Origin of the sequence: Eggerthella sinensis, assembly GCF_003339815.1 — a bacterium.
Taxonomy (GTDB): Bacteria; Actinomycetota; Coriobacteriia; order Coriobacteriales; family Eggerthellaceae; genus Eggerthella; species Eggerthella sinensis.
In genome coordinates this window covers 81,292-98,632 of sequence record NZ_PPTT01000002.1, presented here as the reverse complement: position 1 = coordinate 98,632, position 17,341 = coordinate 81,292, and the positions used below count along the sequence as shown (strand labels likewise).

The following is a 17,341-nucleotide window of genomic DNA, read 5'->3' as shown; positions in this document are numbered from 1 at the left end:
GTTCCCATGCGCGACAGCGATAACATCGCCGGAATGGTGGTGCTCAAAGACGGAACGATCGTCCACGAATCGTACGGCAACGGGTGCGACGCGCACACCGCCGTCCACGTGTTCTCGGTGACGAAGAGCGTGGTGGCGCTGCTATTCGGCATCGCCTTCGACAAGGGCTGCCTCGAAAGCGTCGATCAGCGCGTGCTCGAGTTCTTCCCCGCCTACCCGGTCAAACGCGGCGAGAAAACCCTGCCGCGCATCACCATCGAAGACCTGCTCACCATGACGGTGCCCTACAAGTACCGGTCGGCCCCCTACACGAAGTACTTCTCAAGCGAGAGCTGGGTGTGCGCCGCACTCGACCTCATGGGCGGCAAGGGGCGGGTGGGAGAGTTCCGCTACGCGCCGCTCATCGGCCCGGACGTGCTCACGGGCATCCTCGCACAGGCAACGGAGCGCTCGGCGCTCGACTTCGCCCGCACGCACCTGTTCGAGCCGCTCGGCATTTCCGTGGCGGGCCGCATCACGTTCAAGAGCAAGGACGAGCAGCTCGCGTTCAACAAAACCACCGGCCGCAGCGGGTGGGTGGCCGACCCGCAGGGCGTGAACACCGCCGGATGGGGCCTCACGCTCACGGCGCGCGACATGGCGAAGATCGGGCAGCTGTGCGTGGGCGAAGGCGTGTGGGAGGGCGAGCGCATCGTGTCGAAGGCGTGGCTCGACACGTGCCTGCGCGAGCACGCGCGTTGGGAGGAGCGGGACCTGAGCTACGGCTACCTGTGGTGGGTCGTCGATGCCGACGAGGGAATCTTCGCGGCGATGGGCGACGGCGGCAACGTCGTCTATTGCAACCGGCGCAAGAACCTCGTGGTGGCCATCGCGTCGCTGTTCAAACCGCGCATTCCCGACCGCATTGCGTTCATCCGCTCCTGCATCGAGCCGCACTTCGACGCCTAGCGCTTGCCGGCGCCGGCGTTTTTGCCCTTACCCTTACCCTTACCCTTACCCTTACCCTTGCCCTCGCCCGCGTCCCCGAGCACCTTCGCGCACACGGCTTTGCCCTTGCTGCACTTCGGCTTCACGAGGGGACAGTGCTTCTTGCAGCAGGGGCACGTGCGCTCGCCGAGCATGGCTGCCGCTGCCTTCGCGCGCTTCTTCGCCTTCTTCTGCTGCTTCTCCTTGTGTTTGAGCTTGTGCTTGTCCGAGCTCACCCGCACCCTTTCGTCCGTCCGACGTCGTGCGGCTATTCTAGCACGCGCGTCGGGCGGCGCCCGGCGTCACAACAGCATCATCGCGCCGGTCAGGATGACCACGCTCACCACGCCGATGACGGCGATGGGCACGACGGCCCACTTGAGCCACGTGGAGTATTCCACCTTCGCCATCATCAGGCCCGGTAGGAACGCTGCCGTAGGGCTGAACAGGTTCGCCAGGCCGTTGGCGGCCACGAACAGCATGACCACCACGTCGGGCGAGAACGACAGCGAGGTGGCCAGCGATCCCATGAGCGGCATGGAGATGGTAGCCAGCGCCGAGGAGGAGGTGATGATGAACGACAGCCCCAGGAAGATGAGGTACGCCACGGGCGCGAACACCACGGCGCTCGAGCCCTGCAGCAGCTGCGAGGCGTTGTCCAGGATGACCACGTCGAGGTGGGTGGATTCCATGAGGATGGCGATGGCGCGCGCGAGGCCCACCACCAGCGCCACGCCCACCATGTCGGCCGCGCCGTCGATCCAGGTGTTCACGAGCTTGCTCTCGGACATATGCGCCACCACGCCGATGATCACGGACATGAGCAAAAACCACACCGACGCGTCCTTGAAGTACCATTCGCCCAGCGGCGCGCCTGTGATCCACGCCGACCACGGCAGGGTCGTCCACGTTTCGCTCACGGGGTCGAACACGCCGCCGAGCGCGAACAGGTCCACGCCGAAGTTCTGCCAGGGGATGAACCCGACGATCATCACCAGAAACGCGAGTCCGAACAGAACGATCGTCACCTTCTGCACGCCGGTCATGGGTGCGTTGGGATCGAGTTCCTCGCCCTCGTCTTCGGCCTTCTCCAGCTTCTTGGCGGTGTGCGCCGCGGGGCCGAACGCCTCGTCCATGGCCTTCTGCTCCTGAAGCGACAGGATGGTGGACCCCTTGTCGTGCTTCACCTTCTTGGCGTAGCGCATGACGAAGAACACGGCGATGGCGTAGGATGCCGCCAGCAGCACGAGGCCCAGGATGATAGTGGTGCCGGTGTTCACGTCCACACCCGATTGGCGCAGCATGTCGATGGCCACGCCGTTCGCGAAGGGGTTGACGGTGGCACCGAGGCAGCCGACGCCCGAGCCCAGCAGCACCGTCGCCGAGGCCACCATCGTATCGAACCCCGCGGCCACCATGGTCATGGACAGCAGCGCGTAGAACGGCACCGCTTCCTCGCAGAATCCGTACGAGCTGCCCAGCACGGCGAAGATGGCCATGATGATGGGAATGAGCAGCAGCTCGTGCCCCTTCATGGTGCGCACGAGCGCGGTGATGCCCGCGTTGAGCGCGCCGATTTTCGTGACGATGCCCAGGCATCCGCCAAGGATGAGCAGGAAGAACGAGATTTCGGCCGCATCGATGAGGCCCTCGACCGACGAGTCCAGGATGTCGGGGAGCGAAGCGGCGGAAATCTCGGGTGTGACGAACGAGCAGATGACGGTGATGATGCCCACCGCGAAGATGATGATGAACAGAATGCTGTACGAAGAGAGCGGCTCGCGCTGCTTCTTCTCTTCCGTTGCGGCCATGGATATCCCCTTTGCAGCGTCGAATGCGATGGGGAAAGTATAGGCGGCGCACGGCCCGCGAAGGACGAGTATGTCCTGGTTCAACAGCTGTTTTAGGGGTTGACGCACCGAGCGGCGCACGTGTGGCATATGAACGAACTGTTATGTATTTGGGGACAATCCGTGCAGATTCTGTAGAGTATTGACTTAGGTGGTATAATTTTAGGCTGTCATTTCTGCACACGGCATACGCGAGAAAGAGTGAGCATGGATTTAGCGAAACAAGCCAAAATCGTCGACTCCATTCATGATACGTTACATGACTTCGTCGGTCAACGCCTTAAAGTGCGTGCCAACATGGGTCGTTCGAAAATCGTCGAGAGCGAAGGCGTTCTCATGCAGGTGCACCCGCAGCTGTTCATCCTCGAGGTGGATCGCAAGCGCGGCCGCACGTCCCGCCAGTCGTACCAGTACGTCGACGTGCTGACCGGCATGGTGGAGCTGTCCCAGAACGGCGAGCCGCTGTTCGAGCCGTTCGTGCCCGAGCCTGCCGAGAGCATGGTCGCGCAGGACAGCATGGACGAGCAGGAAGAGGAGAAGGTCCTGTCGTAGCAGGCCTTTCACTCAACACGATGACGGGTGTCGCGCAGGCGGCACCCGTTTTTGTTTTCGGGCGCGGTTTTCAGTGCAATGCGGAGAGGTCAGCGTATAGAATGTGCATGGCGGAAACCGGGAGCAAGCTCGCAACGAACGTGGAGGAGGGGAGCATGGCGGAGAACGAGGCGAAGGAAGGCGTGCGCCTGCCGTACGTGCTGCGTCACTTCGACGTGGCGTACATGGGCATTTGCGCTCCGCATGTGTGGATCTACTGCGTGGCGCACCGCGCGGGCCTCGGCTTCGGCGGCGTGATCACCGGCATCCCCCTGTACATTGCGCTCTCGGCGTTCATGCTGGTGGTAATGCTGTTGGCGTGGAAGGGGAAGGCGCAGCGCGTCGCTCCCAAGCTCGATTGGCCGCTTGCGGCGCTGCAAGCGGCGGCCACCGTGCTGCTGGTCGTGCCGCTGCCCTTCACGGGAGCGGCGAGCGCCGTCGTTGCGGCGGGAGCTGCCGGCATCGGCGTGGCGTGGCTGTACCTGCAGTGGGCGCCGTTCTACGCGAAACTCGACATCCGCGATTCCATCGCGTGCATCTTCTGCGCCATGGCGGTGGGCTCGGCCCTCAAGGTGCCCATCGACCTGCTGCCGCCCATCCCCGCGGTCATCGTGCTCATGGCGCTGCCGTTCGTCTCGGCTGCGCTTGCGCGCCGCGCGCAGCGCAAGCAGCCGCCGGTGGAACGCGAGCCGCGCCTGTTCTACGATCAGAACCCCACGTCCATCCCGTGGAAAATCCTGTTCGGCGTGGCGGCGTACAGCCTCATCATCGGCGTTATCCAGGGTATGCCCATCGAGGCCGATCCCACGCCGTTCTGGATGCTGACGTCGGTCCATCACGGCGCCGAGGTGATCGTGGCGCTTGGCGTGCTCTGGTGGGTGTTCGCGAAGGGGGGCCTGCTGCGCTTTTCCAGCCTGTGGCGGGCGATCCTGCTGTTCACGGCTACGGGGCTGTTCTTCCTGCCGGTCATCGGCGCGGCGTGGGCAGGGTGGGCGCTCGTGCTCATCTTCATCGCGCAGACGCTCGTGGTCATGCTGTTTTGGACGATGCTCGCCGACGTGGCGCACCATTCGCGCACGTCGCCCTATGTCATCTTCGGCTCGGGTTGGATCGCCTACTCGCTGCCGTTCGCGCTGGGAGAGGTGTGCGGCAAGCTCGAAGGGCTCCACGGCGCAGGCTCCACCGTGCTGCTCATCCTGGCGTACCTGCTCACCATCGCCGCCGTGTTCGCGCTCAACGAGGGGAACTTCTCGCAGCGCCGCATCTTCGCCGATCTCGAAGGCCCCACGCCCGAGCAATCCATGTTCGCCCGCATCGACGAAGGCTGCATGGCACTTGGCAACGAGTTCGGCCTGACGGCCCGCGAGGTGGAAGTGCTCCAACTGCTCTGCAAGGGCCGCTCGAAAAGCTACATAGCCGAAAGCCTCTTCATCAGCGAAAACACGGTGAGGTCCCACTCGAAGCACCTCTACGCAAAGCTGGACGTACATTCAAAGCAAGAAATCCTGGACCTGATAGCACGGGGATAGCGCCCCTCTTTCCCATGGCGCGCTCGGCGCCTTCCTAGTCCCTTGCGGCGCTGCGCGCCGACGAATCAACCCGCAGGTCGCACCATCGGCGCGCATGCCCCTCCCAACAAGCAAGCGCCCCCGCGCGCCAAAAAACAGACCCCTATCCCCCCGACACCACTCCATCCCGATCCACGAAATACGCTCCCAAAATCGCCGGGTGCTCCTTCGCGAATGCGGTTCCGCGTTCGATTCCCATTGCCAGCAGCGTCGTCGAAAAGCCCTCGGCGTCGATCGAGCGCTCGGCGATCACCGTTGCGCCCGCGGCGTCCGTTTCGGCGGGGAAGCCCGTCTTCGGGTCGAGGATGTGGTGGTAGAACTTCCCGTCGCGCTCGAAGCAGCGCTCGTACACGCCGCTCGTCACGGCCGAGGCGTTGCGCACGGCTACGGCGCCCACCACGCCGCCTTTCGTGCGCGGGTCCTGCAGTCCGACGCGCCACGGGCTGCCATCCGGCTTCGCCCCGTGCGCCATCACGTTGCCGCCGAGATTCACCACGAACGATTCCAGCCCGTGCTGCACCAGCAGCGCCGATAGCCTGTCGGCAATCCACCCCTTCGCAATTCCGCCCACGTCGACGGCCGCCTGCGGATCGGCCAGCTGCGCCCACGCGCCAACCCCTTCGCCAGCCTCGCCAACATGGAGCGTCCGCCAATCCACGTGCGCCAGCGCCCGCTCCACCGCCGCGCGCTCGGGCACGACGCTCTCGTGGAAGTTCCACAGCCGCACCACCGAGCCCACCGTGATGTCGAACAGCCCCTCGCTATCCGCGCAGTACCCGATGGCCGCGCGCAGCAGCTCGGCCGTATCGTCGGCGATGCTCACGCGCGCGCCCTCGGCCGCGTTCAGCCGCGAGATGTCGGAGTGCGGCAGGGTTCGCGACAGCCGGCGCTCGAACGTGCGGCTCGCCGCGCGCGCGGCGCCGAACGCCGGCAGGCAGCGGTCGAGGGGCGCGTAGGCTTGCAGGGTGATAACGGTGTTGAACGCGTAGAACTGATGCGTCACCATGCCCGCTTCGTTGGGGCCGTGCGTTTCGTGCACGTCCTCGAGCGGAATGGGGTCGTATGCGTGTTGATTTTCCATGCCGCACAGTATATCACCCGGTTCGTGTCATGGCGCAACCTGCGAAAACACCCCGTCCGTGTACTATGCCCCACGCCGAAGCGAACGCATCATGGACCCATCGCAATCGGCGTGAGCTCCCCCTCCCCGATCTCCCGCTCAGCCGATTGCGAGAGGGAAGAAGAGCCGAACCAAGGAGGAGCCATGATTCAGAATCCGAACGAAATCGCCGCCCGTCAGCGCATGGAAGAAGCCATGAGCCGCATCGAGTCGAATGTGCGCACGCGCTTCCAGCTCAACCGCCGTCAGTTCATCTGCGGCAGCGCCGCCACCATGGCGCTCGCCATGCTCGGCCTGGCCGGCTGCGCGCCGAAGGCCGACGCGAACGCCGCCGCGGGCGCTCAGTCGTACAAGGCGGGCACGTACGAGGCCAGCGCCGAGGGCCGCAACGCCGCCATCAACGTGAAGGTCACCTTCTCCGAGAACGCCATCGACGCCATCGAGGTCGAGCACGAGGAAAGCCGCAACATCGGCGATGCCGCCATCTCCATCCTCAAGGACAAATACCTCCAGTCGCAAAGCCTCAACTTCGACACCGTCACCGGCGCCTCGCTGTCGTCCATGGCCTTCGCCACGGCCGTCGCCGACTGCGTCGACCAGGCCGGCGGCGACGTGAAGGCCCTCAAGAAGGCCGACACGGGCATGGAGCCCGCGCCCGCCATCGAGGAGGAGTGCGACATCTGCGTCGTGGGCTCCGGCGGCGCGGCGTTCGCGGCGGCCGTCACCGCGGCCGAGGCGGGCAAGACGGTGGTCATGCTCGAGAAGATGGACATCTACGGCGGCAACACGAACGCCGGCGAGGGCACGCTCAACGCGCCCGACCCCGAGCGTCAAGAGCCCCTCGGCATCGAGGATTCGGCCGACTTCTACTACCAGCAAACGTTCGAGGGCGGCGATGAGCTGGGCGACCCCGCGCTCGTGCGCATCCTCGCCGACAACGCGCTCGACGCCGTGCACTGGATGGAAGACCACGGCCTCGTCTACGAACAGGAGCCGTTCACGGCCATCGGCGGCCTGTGGCAGCGCGGTCACGCCGTCGAGGTGGAGAAGAAGGGCGACCAGGGCGGCAGCTACTACGTGTCGTGCCTGAAGGAATGCGCCGACAAGTCCGGCAAGGTGACGCTCTACACCGACGCGAAGGTTGAGAGCCTCACGCAGGAGGGCGGCAAGGTGGTAGGCGTCACGGGCACGCGTCCGTCGAGCGGCGCCTCCGTGGCCGTGAAGGCGAAGTCGGTCGTGCTGGCCACGGGCGGCTACTCTCGCAACGCCGAGCTGGCCATGGAGTACGACAAGCGCGTGACGAAGGAAATGCCCTCGTCGAACGTGTGCTCGTCCACGGGCGACGGCCTCGGCCTCGGCGAAGGCGTCGGCGCGGGCCTGCGCAACATGGAACTCGTGCAAATCCACCCGCTCGGCGATCCGCAGAACGGCGGCGTGGCCACGTTCGTGGGCAACTGGCTGGGCGTCGAGAACTACGTGATGGTCAACGACGAGGGCAAGCGCTTCATCCGCGAGGACGAGCGCCGCGACACCATCGCCGACGCCATCCTCGAACAGCCCAACGACGAGATGTGGCTGCTCGTGGACTCCACCGACATCGCGTCCGATCGCGCCGACCAGATCGCCGAACTCGTGGAGCAGGGCCACAGCTTCAAGGCCGACGACATCAAGGACCTCGCGAACCAGATCGGCGTGCCGGCCGACGCCCTCGCCGAAACCGTCGACGGTTACAACGCCTGCGTGCGTGCCGGCGCTGACACCCAGATCACGCCCGGTAAGGAACTGCTCGGCACCGAGCTGTCCGACCCCGCCTACTACGCCTCGAAGCGCATCCCCACCATCCACTACACCATGGGCGGTCTGTGCATTTCAACCGACGCGCAGGTGTGCACCGAAGCGGGCGAGCCCATCCCGGGCCTGTTCGCCGCAGGCGAGGTGACGGGCGGCGTGCAGGGCGGCAACCGTCTGGGCGGCAACTCGTTCACCGACCTCATCGTGTACGGGCGCATCGCCGGCGCCTCGGCGGTGGCGAACGCGTAGCGCATCGCCGCGTGCCCTATCCAAGAAGAAGGCCGGCATCCGCGTACGGGTGCCGGCCTTCTTCGCGCTATTTCGTTCCCGATGCGGTGCGGGACAATCTCAGGCGTGCGATTTCCGATTGCTCGGCAACGGAGCGGAGCGCCTCGTCCCTGATGTAGACGACATCGTCGGCGGTCGATGCTCCGCATACGAGGGAGCTGAGCGCCTTCGAGATTTCGATCAGGCGCTTGTTCAATTCACGATCAGCGGGAGTGGTCATAAACGTCATCCCTTTCAAGTCCGTTGGTTCGCTCATGGTTATCGTTTGCACTCGTCGGTGCGGGTTCGTCTGGTTGTCCTTCCGGTTCGAGGTGGCTTTATCGCAGCTCACGGCGTATGCGCGCCGCGGTTGCAAGGAGGTATCGTTCGACGTGCGGTAGCACGGGGTTTTCGACGCCGTCCGCATAGGCCAGGCACAGCGGGATGCTCATGAAGTCGTCCTGATGCACGGGGCGCAACACCACCGACGGATACAGCACGTCGATAGCGGGGTCGGGCACCATGAACACCACGCCGCGTTCGCCATGGAGGAACGCCCGATGCCGATCGACGAACGGTTCGAGCGACACATAGTGCGGCTCCACGTTGCGGGCGCGCAGGTGATCGGTGATGACGCTGCGGCAATAGCGCAGGTCTTCGGGCGCGGCAAGCGGTACGCCTTCGAGGTCGGTGACCCGAATGGTGGCGTTGCTCGCCAGCGGATGGCTTGCAGCCATCGCCACGTGCAGCGGGTACGCCAGCAGCTTGACCGAGGAGATGCCCGGCTTGCTCGTGCGACCCACCATGACGGCGGCGTCCACCACGCCTTCCTCCACCGCTCCCAAGCACGCGCCGCTCGAGGTGTACGTCGTGGTGAGGGTGATGCGCGGGTTCGATTTCGCGAACCCGTCGAAGTCGCTCGCGTGAATGACGTTGCCGCGGCACGGCGAGCACGCCACCGCCAACGAGATGCGACCTTCGTCCGACTCGAAGCGCTCCTGATGCTTCGCGAGCGTCTCCAAATCCACGAGGCATGAGAGTGCCTCCGATGCCCGCGCCGCGAACATGCGCCCGAACTCGGTCGGCTTGACGCAGCGCCCCGACTTCTCGCACAGCTGCACATGCAATTCGCGCTCAAGATCGCCCACCGATTTCGACACAGCCTGCGGAGTAACGAACAGCTCTTTCGCGGCCATGGTGAAGCTACCGTACTGCACGGTGGTCACGAAATACTCCAATTGACTGATATTCACGACGTTGACTCTTTCGGTAAGGGACGCTCTCGGTAATCTCCTTGTCAAACAATTTATCATAAAACGTTAAATCTGTGGGTGCGGCTTCGGCGTTTTACACCCCGCGAATGCCCAGATAGCTCGCGAAAATTCAAAACGTAACAGTGGAATTACACCGCATGGTGCGTTACCATAGGTCAAACCTTGTGAAAACAACGCTTAGTTGAACGAGAATATCCGTTGTTGAGCGTGGGGAAGGGCCTCCATCCCATACTTTTCAAGGGGTATGTTCAACACATGACGAGGAGCTGGTATGAGATTCACCGATGGGGTAGTTCTGTTCGACTTCGCGGGAATCCCGATGGTCGGTTGCCTCGACACGGGGTATGCCATCGGTTTGACGGCTCCGGGGGCTGCGGTGTGCGCCCGCCTGCTTGAGGAAGACGTTCCCGAAGAGGACGTTGCCGCTGTCGATCCGGCGCTCTTGGAGCACCTCGGCAAGGGCGGGTTCTTCGAGCGCGTCGTGTCCGAGCCGCGCGTGCTGTCGTCCTACCTGCACGTCACGCAGCGCTGCAACCTGGATTGCGCGGGTTGCTACTCCCTGGACGAGCATCGCAATCACCTGGCCGATGCGCCGCTCGCCGCTGTCGAGCATGCGCTTGAGTCGCTTGCCGAAGCTGGCGTGATGCAGCTCATCATCTCGGGCGGCGAGCCGTTTCTGCGCGACGACCTCCCCGACATCGTCGAGCACGCCAAGCGCGTGTGCGACATCGGGTCGGTCACCGTGCTGTCGAACGGTACGCGCATGACCGAAGCCGCGCTCGAGCGCCTCGCCCCGCACGTCGATTGCGTGTCGGTGTCGTTCGACGGCTGCTCGGCCTCCGCGCCCGCCTATATCAGAAGCGAGCAGCGTTTCGACGAGCTCGTGGAAGCCGTGAAGATGGTGCAGCGCGCGGGCATTCCGGCGCACATCATTCCCACCGTGCACGCCAAGAACGTGCATGACCTCGCGTCCTACGTGCAGCTTTCGCGCGATCTGGGCGCCTCGCTCAACTTCAGCCTGCTCACCTGCGAGCCGAACGACGAAGCGCTCGGCGGCCTGCTGCCCGGCGACGAGGAGCTGCGCACGCTCGGCCGCGCGCTGCTCACGCTCGACAACGGCAAGCCGCTGCCTGCCATGGACGCGCCGGTAGGCGTGAACCTCACGGTGAAGCGCGCGTGCGGCGCCGGCTTCAAGTCTCTCAGCATCGACGCCGACGGCACCATCTATCCCTGCCATATGCTGCATCGCCCCGAGCTCGCCATGGGCAACGCCTTCACCGATTCGGTGCGCGACGCGCTGAGCACCGACGTATCCCGCATGTTCCAGTCCTTCGACGCCGCTGATTTCGAAGATTGCGGAACATGCCGTTACCTGCGAATCTGCGGGGGTGGCTGTAGAGCCCGCTCGCTGTTCGAATCCGGCAGCCTGAAGTCCAAGGACTCCTACTGCCGCATGACCCAGGAATTCTACGACGTCCTGGGCGCCGCCATGTCAGCCTCAATCAACCAAAGGAGGTGAACAATATGCTGTTTTATAGCGAAGCGGAACCGCGCACGATTTGCCCTGTGATTGGTTGGGGTGATATCTGCATTGCACCCGGCTTCTGAGTGCTCGTTTCCTTTAACCTATGGCCAGGCCTCTCTCGTTTCTCGAAAGAGGCCTTATTCGATCCTCAAACTAAACCTTGCCCTTCAAATGCTATCATTTGGTTATTCAATAGGGCTAGTTAGGGGGCGGAATGTCAACCGAGGAAGCAGAAGAGACAAGCAGTTCGCTGATCAAAGTTCGAAAAGTATGCAAGTTTCTATGCTCTGCTATGAAAGTTTTGTTCGTTGTCTTTTGCTTAGGCTGGGTTGCCGCTTCTGCTGCAACCCTTTATTCTCTTGTTAATCCAGGCGCTTTCGATGTGGTCAATAACGTTAGCGTGCTCAGTGCTATTCTTTGCATCGTATATGGAGCTATTGCGGCTTCAATCTTTCTTGTCCTAATTGGAATGTTCTCGGATGCCGCAAAAGGCGAATCGCCGTTTACGATGACGCAGGTCAAGCGATTGCGAATTGTGTCCGCTATGCTTGTACTGTATGCGATAGTCGACCTTGTTGCTTCTGCAAGCACTCCATTCACTCGATTTGATAATCTCGGATTGGGCTATACGTCCATTACTGCGAAGACGGTTATCCCGATCAACTTTACGCCGATCATTGCAGCAGCTATTGTGTTTTCGTTCTCTTTTGTCTTCAAATATGGCGTCCTTCTCCAAGAGTTCTCGGACGAGACGCTCTAGGTGGATGCAGATGCCTATCGTTCTCCATCTCGACGAGGTTATGGCCGATCGACATATTTCGCTCAACGATCTCGCCGACAAAGTGGGAATCACCAACGTGAACCTGTCGCGCATCAAAACCGGCAAAATCAAGGCGGTCCGTTTCTCCACGCTCGACATGTTGTGCGAGGTTCTTAAATGCCAACCAGGCGACATTCTCAAGCACGTCTCCGCTGCCGAGGCTGACGCCATGTTCCTCGATTTCGACGATGAAGAGGACGAATAATTACTCCTTCGTGTATATTTAGCGGATCGTCGCCAATTGCCATTTGACAAATGGCCCCAATACAGGGAAAATAACCAACCGCGCTTCAAGCGCACATATTCGTGGGGATGTAGCTCAGCTGGGAGAGCACCACGTTCGCAACGTGGGGGTCGAGGGTTCGAATCCCTTCATCTCCACCACGAAATTCAATCGGGCCGGAAGCCATCGCTTCCGGCCCGATTTGCGTTTTCCGATAGCGCTCGCCGGTTAAAACTCCCGGAATGTCAAAGATGCAGCGCGTATAATCAATCCAACCTGATAAACAACCGATGAACGCGGGGGAGTGCCGAACATGGACAAGAGGGACCACATTGCGCCTTGTGGGTTGGATTGCTTCAACTGCAGTTGGTTCGAAACGAACCTCACCGACGAGTTCAAGCGGGAAGAAGCCGAACGGCTTGCGCTCTCAATCGAGGAAGTCGGCTGCAAAGGTTGTCGGGGCGAGCACGGGAAGTGCTACTGGGCGCAAGGCGATTGCGCAACGTGGGCATGCGTCGAGGAGAAGGGCGTGACCTACTGCTTCGAGTGCGACGATTTCCCCTGTGGGTTGCTGGCCCCTACCGAAAAGGGAGCCGACTACCCGCACAACATGAAGGTGTACAACCTGTGCAGGATGAAGTCCAACGGCATCGAAGCCTGGATCGAGGAATCCGCGCTCATCCGCAAACGCTACTACGAGGGCGATTTCGTCGTCGGCCAGGGACCTATTATAAAGCATGAATAGTGTGTGTCTCATTCATAGTGTGTCAGAACCATTATAAACGTTTTGGGCAATACAATTTCCTCCGTTACAGGAAGGCCCAATTCATCGGGTAGGTTGTCGTTGAAGTTGTATATAGTTGGTACACCATCCTTTTAGGAGGCGACTATATGAAACTTAGTGATTTCATTTTCAAGTTTAAGAGGAGAAGCGGCTTCGCAAGTCTCGGTTTGTGTAGGGTGAGGCTATTTGCGAATGGCGAGCACGTCTATGTTGTCATAACGGATCTAGGCTTGGATAACACGGGACCTTCCGTAACGAACAGCATTGAGGGCATCATGGAACAATTGCGCGAACAGGGTCGCATAGTCGTCCCGGCTCCGATGATTGTCGAGCACTACGAAAAACACCCTCAAGAGTTCTCGATCGTGACTTTTGGCGAGCGTACGAATTGGATTACTATTTCCAATGAAAGGGCATTCGCTCTACTTGGCTGCAATGATGCTGAGTTCCTTACGGCGACTTCGGATATCCCTCAGCTTCAAAAACAACTCGTGTCGATGCGAAACGAGATCAATCCTCGTTTCGGGCTCGATATCTATCAAGACCATGTCCTGAATTGTCGATTGCGTCAGATTGTCGATCAGCAGAAGTCGAAAGAGGAGCTTGAGTCGCTCGTGTGTTCCGGTGCGAATGAGAGAGCTTTGCAGAGCTTCCTAAAATCAGATCTTTCGTTTTTCGGGGAAGTGTATGCATATCCGCAAGACGAGTACATTTGTTTCTCGGAATTTCCGATCGGCGATACAGGGTTTGCCGACTTCGTTGTTTTCAGTGGTACCTCAAGAATGGATGTTTGGATCATAGAGGTAAAGGGAGCTAATTTCAATCTGACCGCCCGAGGTCACTATGAACAACAAAATGCGGAAATCTCCAAAGCGATAACGCAGCTTCAGAAACGGAAGCTGTGGATAGAGCGAAACTATGCAGATTTTCGAAAGCACGTCCATGACGTCAGGATTCGCGCTGAGAGCGGGCATTCCGCGCATAATGCATTTGTTGGACCATTAGAATCTCTGGGGGTCGATCCGGCCAAAGATATTAATTGCCATTTCTCCGTCATTGGCGGTAGAGATAAAGATGACTATCGAGATAGTACGTTTCGAACAACATTCGAGCAGAGTTCATTTGTCGCACGTCTTGACACATGGGATTCGTTTCTTCGAAAGCTGCGAAGATGAGCGCCACCCACCCCTCCCTTCCATGCTGACCTGCGCATAGTTAGCTAGGGTTTTTCCCTATGTTGCTGGTCGGGATTCCCTCACGCGAAGCTGCGAGGTCATCCTTCCATCGTGAAAAGTGTATATTTCATGAAGGAGAGATCGACTAGATCGCTAAGAGATCGCAAAGGGAGGAGATGCTTGAATGAAGGCTATGCTTACAAACAAAAAAGCAGGAATGTGGCTTTCCCTCGCTAGCGTCTGCGTTCTGATCATGGGCTTGGCGGCATGTACGCCCAGCAATCAAACGAAAGACGAGAGCACGGATAGCAAGGAACCGGCAACGCAGGTGCAGATGCCGGCCCCGAATGAGAACGGAATCATCACGGCGGAAGCGTGGAAGGATATCTATCCTGACGAGTACGCCACCTACATGGAGAACAACGACAACACGGATCCGGGCGACTACACCGAGATCTACCCGCAGATCAAGACGATCTGGGCGGGTTCCGCGTTCTCCAAGTACTACAACGAGCCGAACGGTCACACCTACGCGCTCAAGGACATCAGCGAGACCGGCCGTAACCCCAAGACGGCCAACTGCCTGACGTGCAAGTCGTCCGAGTTCATCCTCAAGCAGGATGCCGACCCGACGCTCAACACGTCCGACATCCACGAGATGGAAGCTCAGGTTTCCGAGCCCATCAGCTGCTATGACTGCCATGAGAACACCCCGAAGGACGGCACGGTTGCCATTCGCCAGTTCTTTGTGAACGCTGTGGGCGACGACGCGTCGCAGCTGCCCGAGGGCGCCATGTCCTGCGGCCAGTGCCACAACGAGTACTTCTTCCCCGGTGAGAACAAGGCTGCCGAGAACCCGTGGAGCGGTCTCGCCGAGGCCACGCCGGAGAAGGTTCTGGCTATCGAGAACGGCCTGACCGGCGGCAAGCGCTACGTCGACCACACGAACCCGGACAACGGCACCGAGCAGATCAAGGTGCAGCACCCCGAGTTCGAGACGGTGTACGGCGGCGAGGGCTCCCCGATGGCCAAGCAGGGCTACAGCTGCTCTGACTGCCACATGGCTGACGCCAAGAGCGAAAGCGGCACCGAGTACAAGAGCCACAATTGGACGAGCCCGCTCGAGAACGAAGAGCTCATCGCCAACGACTGCTCCAAGTGCCACAAGGACATCAAGGCTGAGGTCAAGGCCAATCAGACCAAGGCTATCGACCGCGTGAACAGCATCGGCGACAAGCTCGTCGACCTGAACAACAAGCTGGCGGCCGCTGTGGCCGACGGTTCGAAGAGCGACGACGAGCTGAACGCTCTCCGCGAGCTCAACCGCACCTCGCAGTTCTATTGGGACTGGGTCATGGTTGAGAACAGCGACGGCGCGCACAATTCCGCACTCGCTCAGGACACGCTCGACAAGTCCGAGGCTGCTGTGGACGAGGCTCTGGCACAGCTCTAGTCGATAACCTACCGGTCTCTCCGACGCGCAGCGGGAGGGGGGAGCTCAAGCTTCCTCCTCCCTTGCGCATTTTTGGGAACGTTTGCATAAAACCGCCAAAAATAGCCGGTATCACACGAAAAACAGGGGCAATCCGGGCTAATTCCCCCCAAATGGGTGATAGGTTTTTTGTCGGTTCAAGGCTAGTATGCATGTGGTAAAGTGCTTGTGTTTCCGTTTGGCAGCGAAATCGATGCCTATCTGTAACGGAGACGACGGGAATGCAAGACGAGAAAACACGAAAGGGGGTTAAAGAGCATGAGCGAAGAGGAAACCAAAGTGGAAGCCGCCACTGAGGCAACTGCATCCGATGACTCTACGACCAAGGAAGCCGCTCCCAAGAAAAAGGGAAAGAAGTGGCCGATCGTCGTAGGCGTCGTTGTGGTTGTTTTGATTGCAGCCGGTGCCGGCTTCTGGGTTTGGCACGAGCAGCCGAGCTTCTGTTCCGCTATTTGCCACACGCCGATGGATCCGTATCTGACGACGTACGAGCAGGAAGCGGGCCAGCCTGGCGTTGACAAGTGGGGCAACGAAGTTGCGAACTCCAGCTCCATGATGGCCGTTGTGCACAAGGACCAGGGCGAGGATTGCCTGAGCTGCCACGTTCCGACGTTGAGCGAGCAGATGTCCGAAGGCATGAACTGGGTCACCGGCAACTACGTGTATCCGCTCGAAGAGCGTGACACGGAGATGCTGACGGAGGCTCGCGGCATCGAAGATGACGCGTTCTGCCTGAACGAGAGCTGCCACAACTTGACGCGCGAGGATCTTCAGAAGGCTACGGCCGACATGGAGTTCAATCCTCACGTGGCGCAGCACGGCGAGATCGCCTGCAGCGAATGCCACAAGGCGCACCGCGCTTCCGTTATGTACTGCACGCAGTGCCATAGCGAAGCTGAAGTGCCCGAGGGCTGGCTGACGGTTGCCGAGGCCAACAAGCTTTCGGCGGCGTAAGCTACCAAGCAATCAGCACCCGCTCGTTCGCGAGCAAAGAACCAAATAAGCAAGAGGGAGCCCGCCGAAGCGCATGAATACGCTTGGACGGGCTCCTTTTGTCAAAGGTCCGAAGAACGAAATGGTAGCTTTGAACTCCCGGAATAGGGTGCATGGCGCGGTACGCATGGTGAATCTTTGAATTCCGTGCCATTGCGCTCCTCGGAACTTTGAGGTACGTGAAAATGGCGTTTGGAGAGAGACGAATAAGGAGGCGAGCGTGAACGCGAAAACGAAGCGCCGCATGGTTGTGGTGACCGGCATCATCGTCATCGTGCTGGTGGTTATTCTGGCCGTCGTCGGCGGCACGAGCTCAGCAAAGACCGTGTCGGTGGCGGAGGCTGCAACGGGGAACTATGCGGACCAGAAAATACAAGTGAGCGGCAACGTCGTTGAAAACTCGTTCAAGACGGAAAACGACGTGCTGACGTTCGATATCTACGACCCGCAAGGAGACATGACCCAGCAGCTCCACGTGCGCTTCGAAGGTGGCGTGTCCGCCACGTTCGGCAACGACGTGACGGCTATTTGCACGGGCAAGGTCGGGCAGGACGGCGTGCTGAACGCCACCGAGCTCGTGACGAAGTGCCCGTCCAAGTACGAGAACGCCACGGATGCGCTCACGGTTTCCCAGTTGACGGGATACGGCGACGAAGTGGTCGACAAGCCGGTGAAGGTGTCCGGCGTGGTGAAGGACGGCACGCTGAAGGCGGCCGGCGAGGGCGATCGCTTCGTGCTCGTCGATCCCGACAACGGCGAAGAGCTTGCCGTGGAGTTCAGCGACGCGATCTCGGACGAGGTGAAGGACGGCTCCGCGCTCGTTCTGACCGGCTCCATGAACGCGCAGGGCAAGTTCGCCGCGACCGACGTGGCCCTCGAGGGCTAAGTCGCTCCCAAAGAAA

17 protein-coding genes and 1 tRNA gene are annotated in these 17,341 nt (G+C 60.7%); 13 read left to right on the top strand and 5 right to left on the bottom strand.

Going from position 1 to position 17,341, the window contains the following annotated elements; all coding sequences use genetic code 11:
• Positions 1–6: 6 nt before the first annotated feature.
• Positions 7–948 (top strand): serine hydrolase domain-containing protein, encoded by a 942-nt coding sequence (locus C1876_RS01425; RefSeq protein WP_114544945.1) that lies wholly within the window; start codon positions 7–9, stop codon positions 946–948.
• Here the strand turns inward: C1876_RS01425 and C1876_RS01420 are convergent.
• Positions 945–1,202 (bottom strand): hypothetical protein, encoded by a 258-nt coding sequence (locus C1876_RS01420; protein ID WP_211309478.1) that lies wholly within the window; start codon positions 1,200–1,202, stop codon positions 945–947. The two genes, C1876_RS01425 and C1876_RS01420, sit on opposite strands and share 4 nt — an antisense overlap.
• A gap of 66 nt (positions 1,203–1,268) precedes the next feature.
• Entirely contained in the window at positions 1,269–2,777 is a 1,509-nt protein-coding gene (locus C1876_RS01415; RefSeq protein ID WP_114544944.1) for a YfcC family protein, read from the bottom strand.
• A gap of 246 nt (positions 2,778–3,023) precedes the next feature.
• Between C1876_RS01415 and C1876_RS01410 the strand changes: the two genes are divergently transcribed.
• Together C1876_RS01410 and C1876_RS01405 are read left to right on the top strand one after the other, a co-directional pair.
• Positions 3,024–3,368 carry a Veg family protein gene (locus tag C1876_RS01410; protein WP_114544943.1) on the top strand — a complete coding sequence of 115 codons (345 nt, stop codon included), beginning with the start codon at positions 3,024–3,026 and terminating at the stop codon, positions 3,366–3,368.
• A 155-nt stretch (positions 3,369–3,523) separates the two neighbouring features.
• Positions 3,524–4,936, top strand: a complete 1,413-nt coding sequence (locus C1876_RS01405) for a response regulator transcription factor (protein WP_114545050.1) — start codon at positions 3,524–3,526, stop codon at positions 4,934–4,936.
• 142 nt (positions 4,937–5,078) lie between these two features.
• Here the strand turns inward: C1876_RS01405 and C1876_RS01400 are convergent, their stop codons facing one another.
• Positions 5,079–6,056 (bottom strand): FAD:protein FMN transferase, encoded by a 978-nt coding sequence (locus C1876_RS01400; RefSeq protein ID WP_114544942.1) that lies wholly within the window; start codon positions 6,054–6,056, stop codon positions 5,079–5,081.
• A gap of 183 nt (positions 6,057–6,239) precedes the next feature.
• Between C1876_RS01400 and C1876_RS01395 the strand changes: the two genes are divergently transcribed.
• The gene (locus C1876_RS01395) at positions 6,240–8,135 is read left to right on the top strand and encodes a flavocytochrome c (RefSeq protein ID WP_114544941.1); all 1,896 of its coding nucleotides are present in this window, start codon (positions 6,240–6,242) and stop codon (positions 8,133–8,135) included.
• A gap of 67 nt (positions 8,136–8,202) precedes the next feature.
• Here the strand turns inward: C1876_RS01395 and C1876_RS01390 are convergent, their stop codons facing one another.
• Together C1876_RS01390 and C1876_RS01385 are read right to left on the bottom strand one after the other, a co-directional pair.
• On the bottom strand, positions 8,203–8,430 hold the full coding sequence (locus tag C1876_RS01390; protein ID WP_227113932.1) for a phenylalanyl-tRNA synthetase subunit alpha: 228 nt from the start codon (positions 8,428–8,430) through the stop codon (positions 8,203–8,205).
• 61 nt (positions 8,431–8,491) lie between these two features.
• A complete protein-coding gene (locus tag C1876_RS01385; RefSeq protein ID WP_158544530.1) occupies positions 8,492–9,406 on the bottom strand; it encodes a LysR family transcriptional regulator in 915 nt (304 codons plus the stop codon).
• A gap of 292 nt (positions 9,407–9,698) precedes the next feature.
• On the opposite strand from C1876_RS01385, the gene C1876_RS01380 reads away from it, so the two are divergent.
• From C1876_RS01380 to C1876_RS01340, 9 genes are all read left to right on the top strand, one after another.
• Complete coding sequence (locus C1876_RS01380; protein ID WP_114544939.1) at positions 9,699–10,946, top strand: radical SAM/SPASM domain-containing protein; 1,248 nt, start codon at positions 9,699–9,701, stop codon at positions 10,944–10,946.
• Between the two features lie 220 nt (positions 10,947–11,166).
• Positions 11,167–11,712: a hypothetical protein gene (locus C1876_RS17470; protein ID WP_148044493.1), complete on the top strand. Its 546-nt coding sequence runs from the start codon at positions 11,167–11,169 to the stop codon at positions 11,710–11,712.
• A 10-nt stretch (positions 11,713–11,722) separates the two neighbouring features.
• Positions 11,723–11,977: a helix-turn-helix domain-containing protein gene (locus C1876_RS01370; RefSeq protein WP_114545048.1), complete on the top strand. Its 255-nt coding sequence runs from the start codon at positions 11,723–11,725 to the stop codon at positions 11,975–11,977.
• A gap of 103 nt (positions 11,978–12,080) precedes the next feature.
• Positions 12,081–12,156 (top strand) — tRNA-Ala (locus C1876_RS01365).
• A gap of 152 nt (positions 12,157–12,308) precedes the next feature.
• Entirely contained in the window at positions 12,309–12,740 is a 432-nt protein-coding gene (locus C1876_RS01360; protein WP_148044494.1) for a DUF3795 domain-containing protein, read from the top strand.
• Positions 12,741–13,009: 269 nt separating this feature from the next.
• Positions 13,010–13,954: a Shedu immune nuclease family protein gene (locus C1876_RS01355; RefSeq protein WP_161961257.1), complete on the top strand. Its 945-nt coding sequence runs from the start codon at positions 13,010–13,012 to the stop codon at positions 13,952–13,954.
• A gap of 334 nt (positions 13,955–14,288) precedes the next feature.
• Entirely contained in the window at positions 14,289–15,407 is a 1,119-nt protein-coding gene (locus tag C1876_RS01350) for an ammonia-forming cytochrome c nitrite reductase subunit c552 (RefSeq protein ID WP_158544526.1), read from the top strand.
• A gap of 297 nt (positions 15,408–15,704) precedes the next feature.
• Positions 15,705–16,400, top strand: coding sequence for a cytochrome c-type protein Cgr1 (cgr1, locus tag C1876_RS01345; RefSeq protein ID WP_114544934.1), 696 nt, complete (start codon positions 15,705–15,707; stop codon positions 16,398–16,400).
• 259 nt (positions 16,401–16,659) lie between these two features.
• A complete protein-coding gene (locus tag C1876_RS01340) occupies positions 16,660–17,325 on the top strand; it encodes a cytochrome c maturation protein CcmE domain-containing protein (protein ID WP_114544933.1) in 666 nt (221 codons plus the stop codon).
• Positions 17,326–17,341 lie beyond the last annotated feature (16 nt).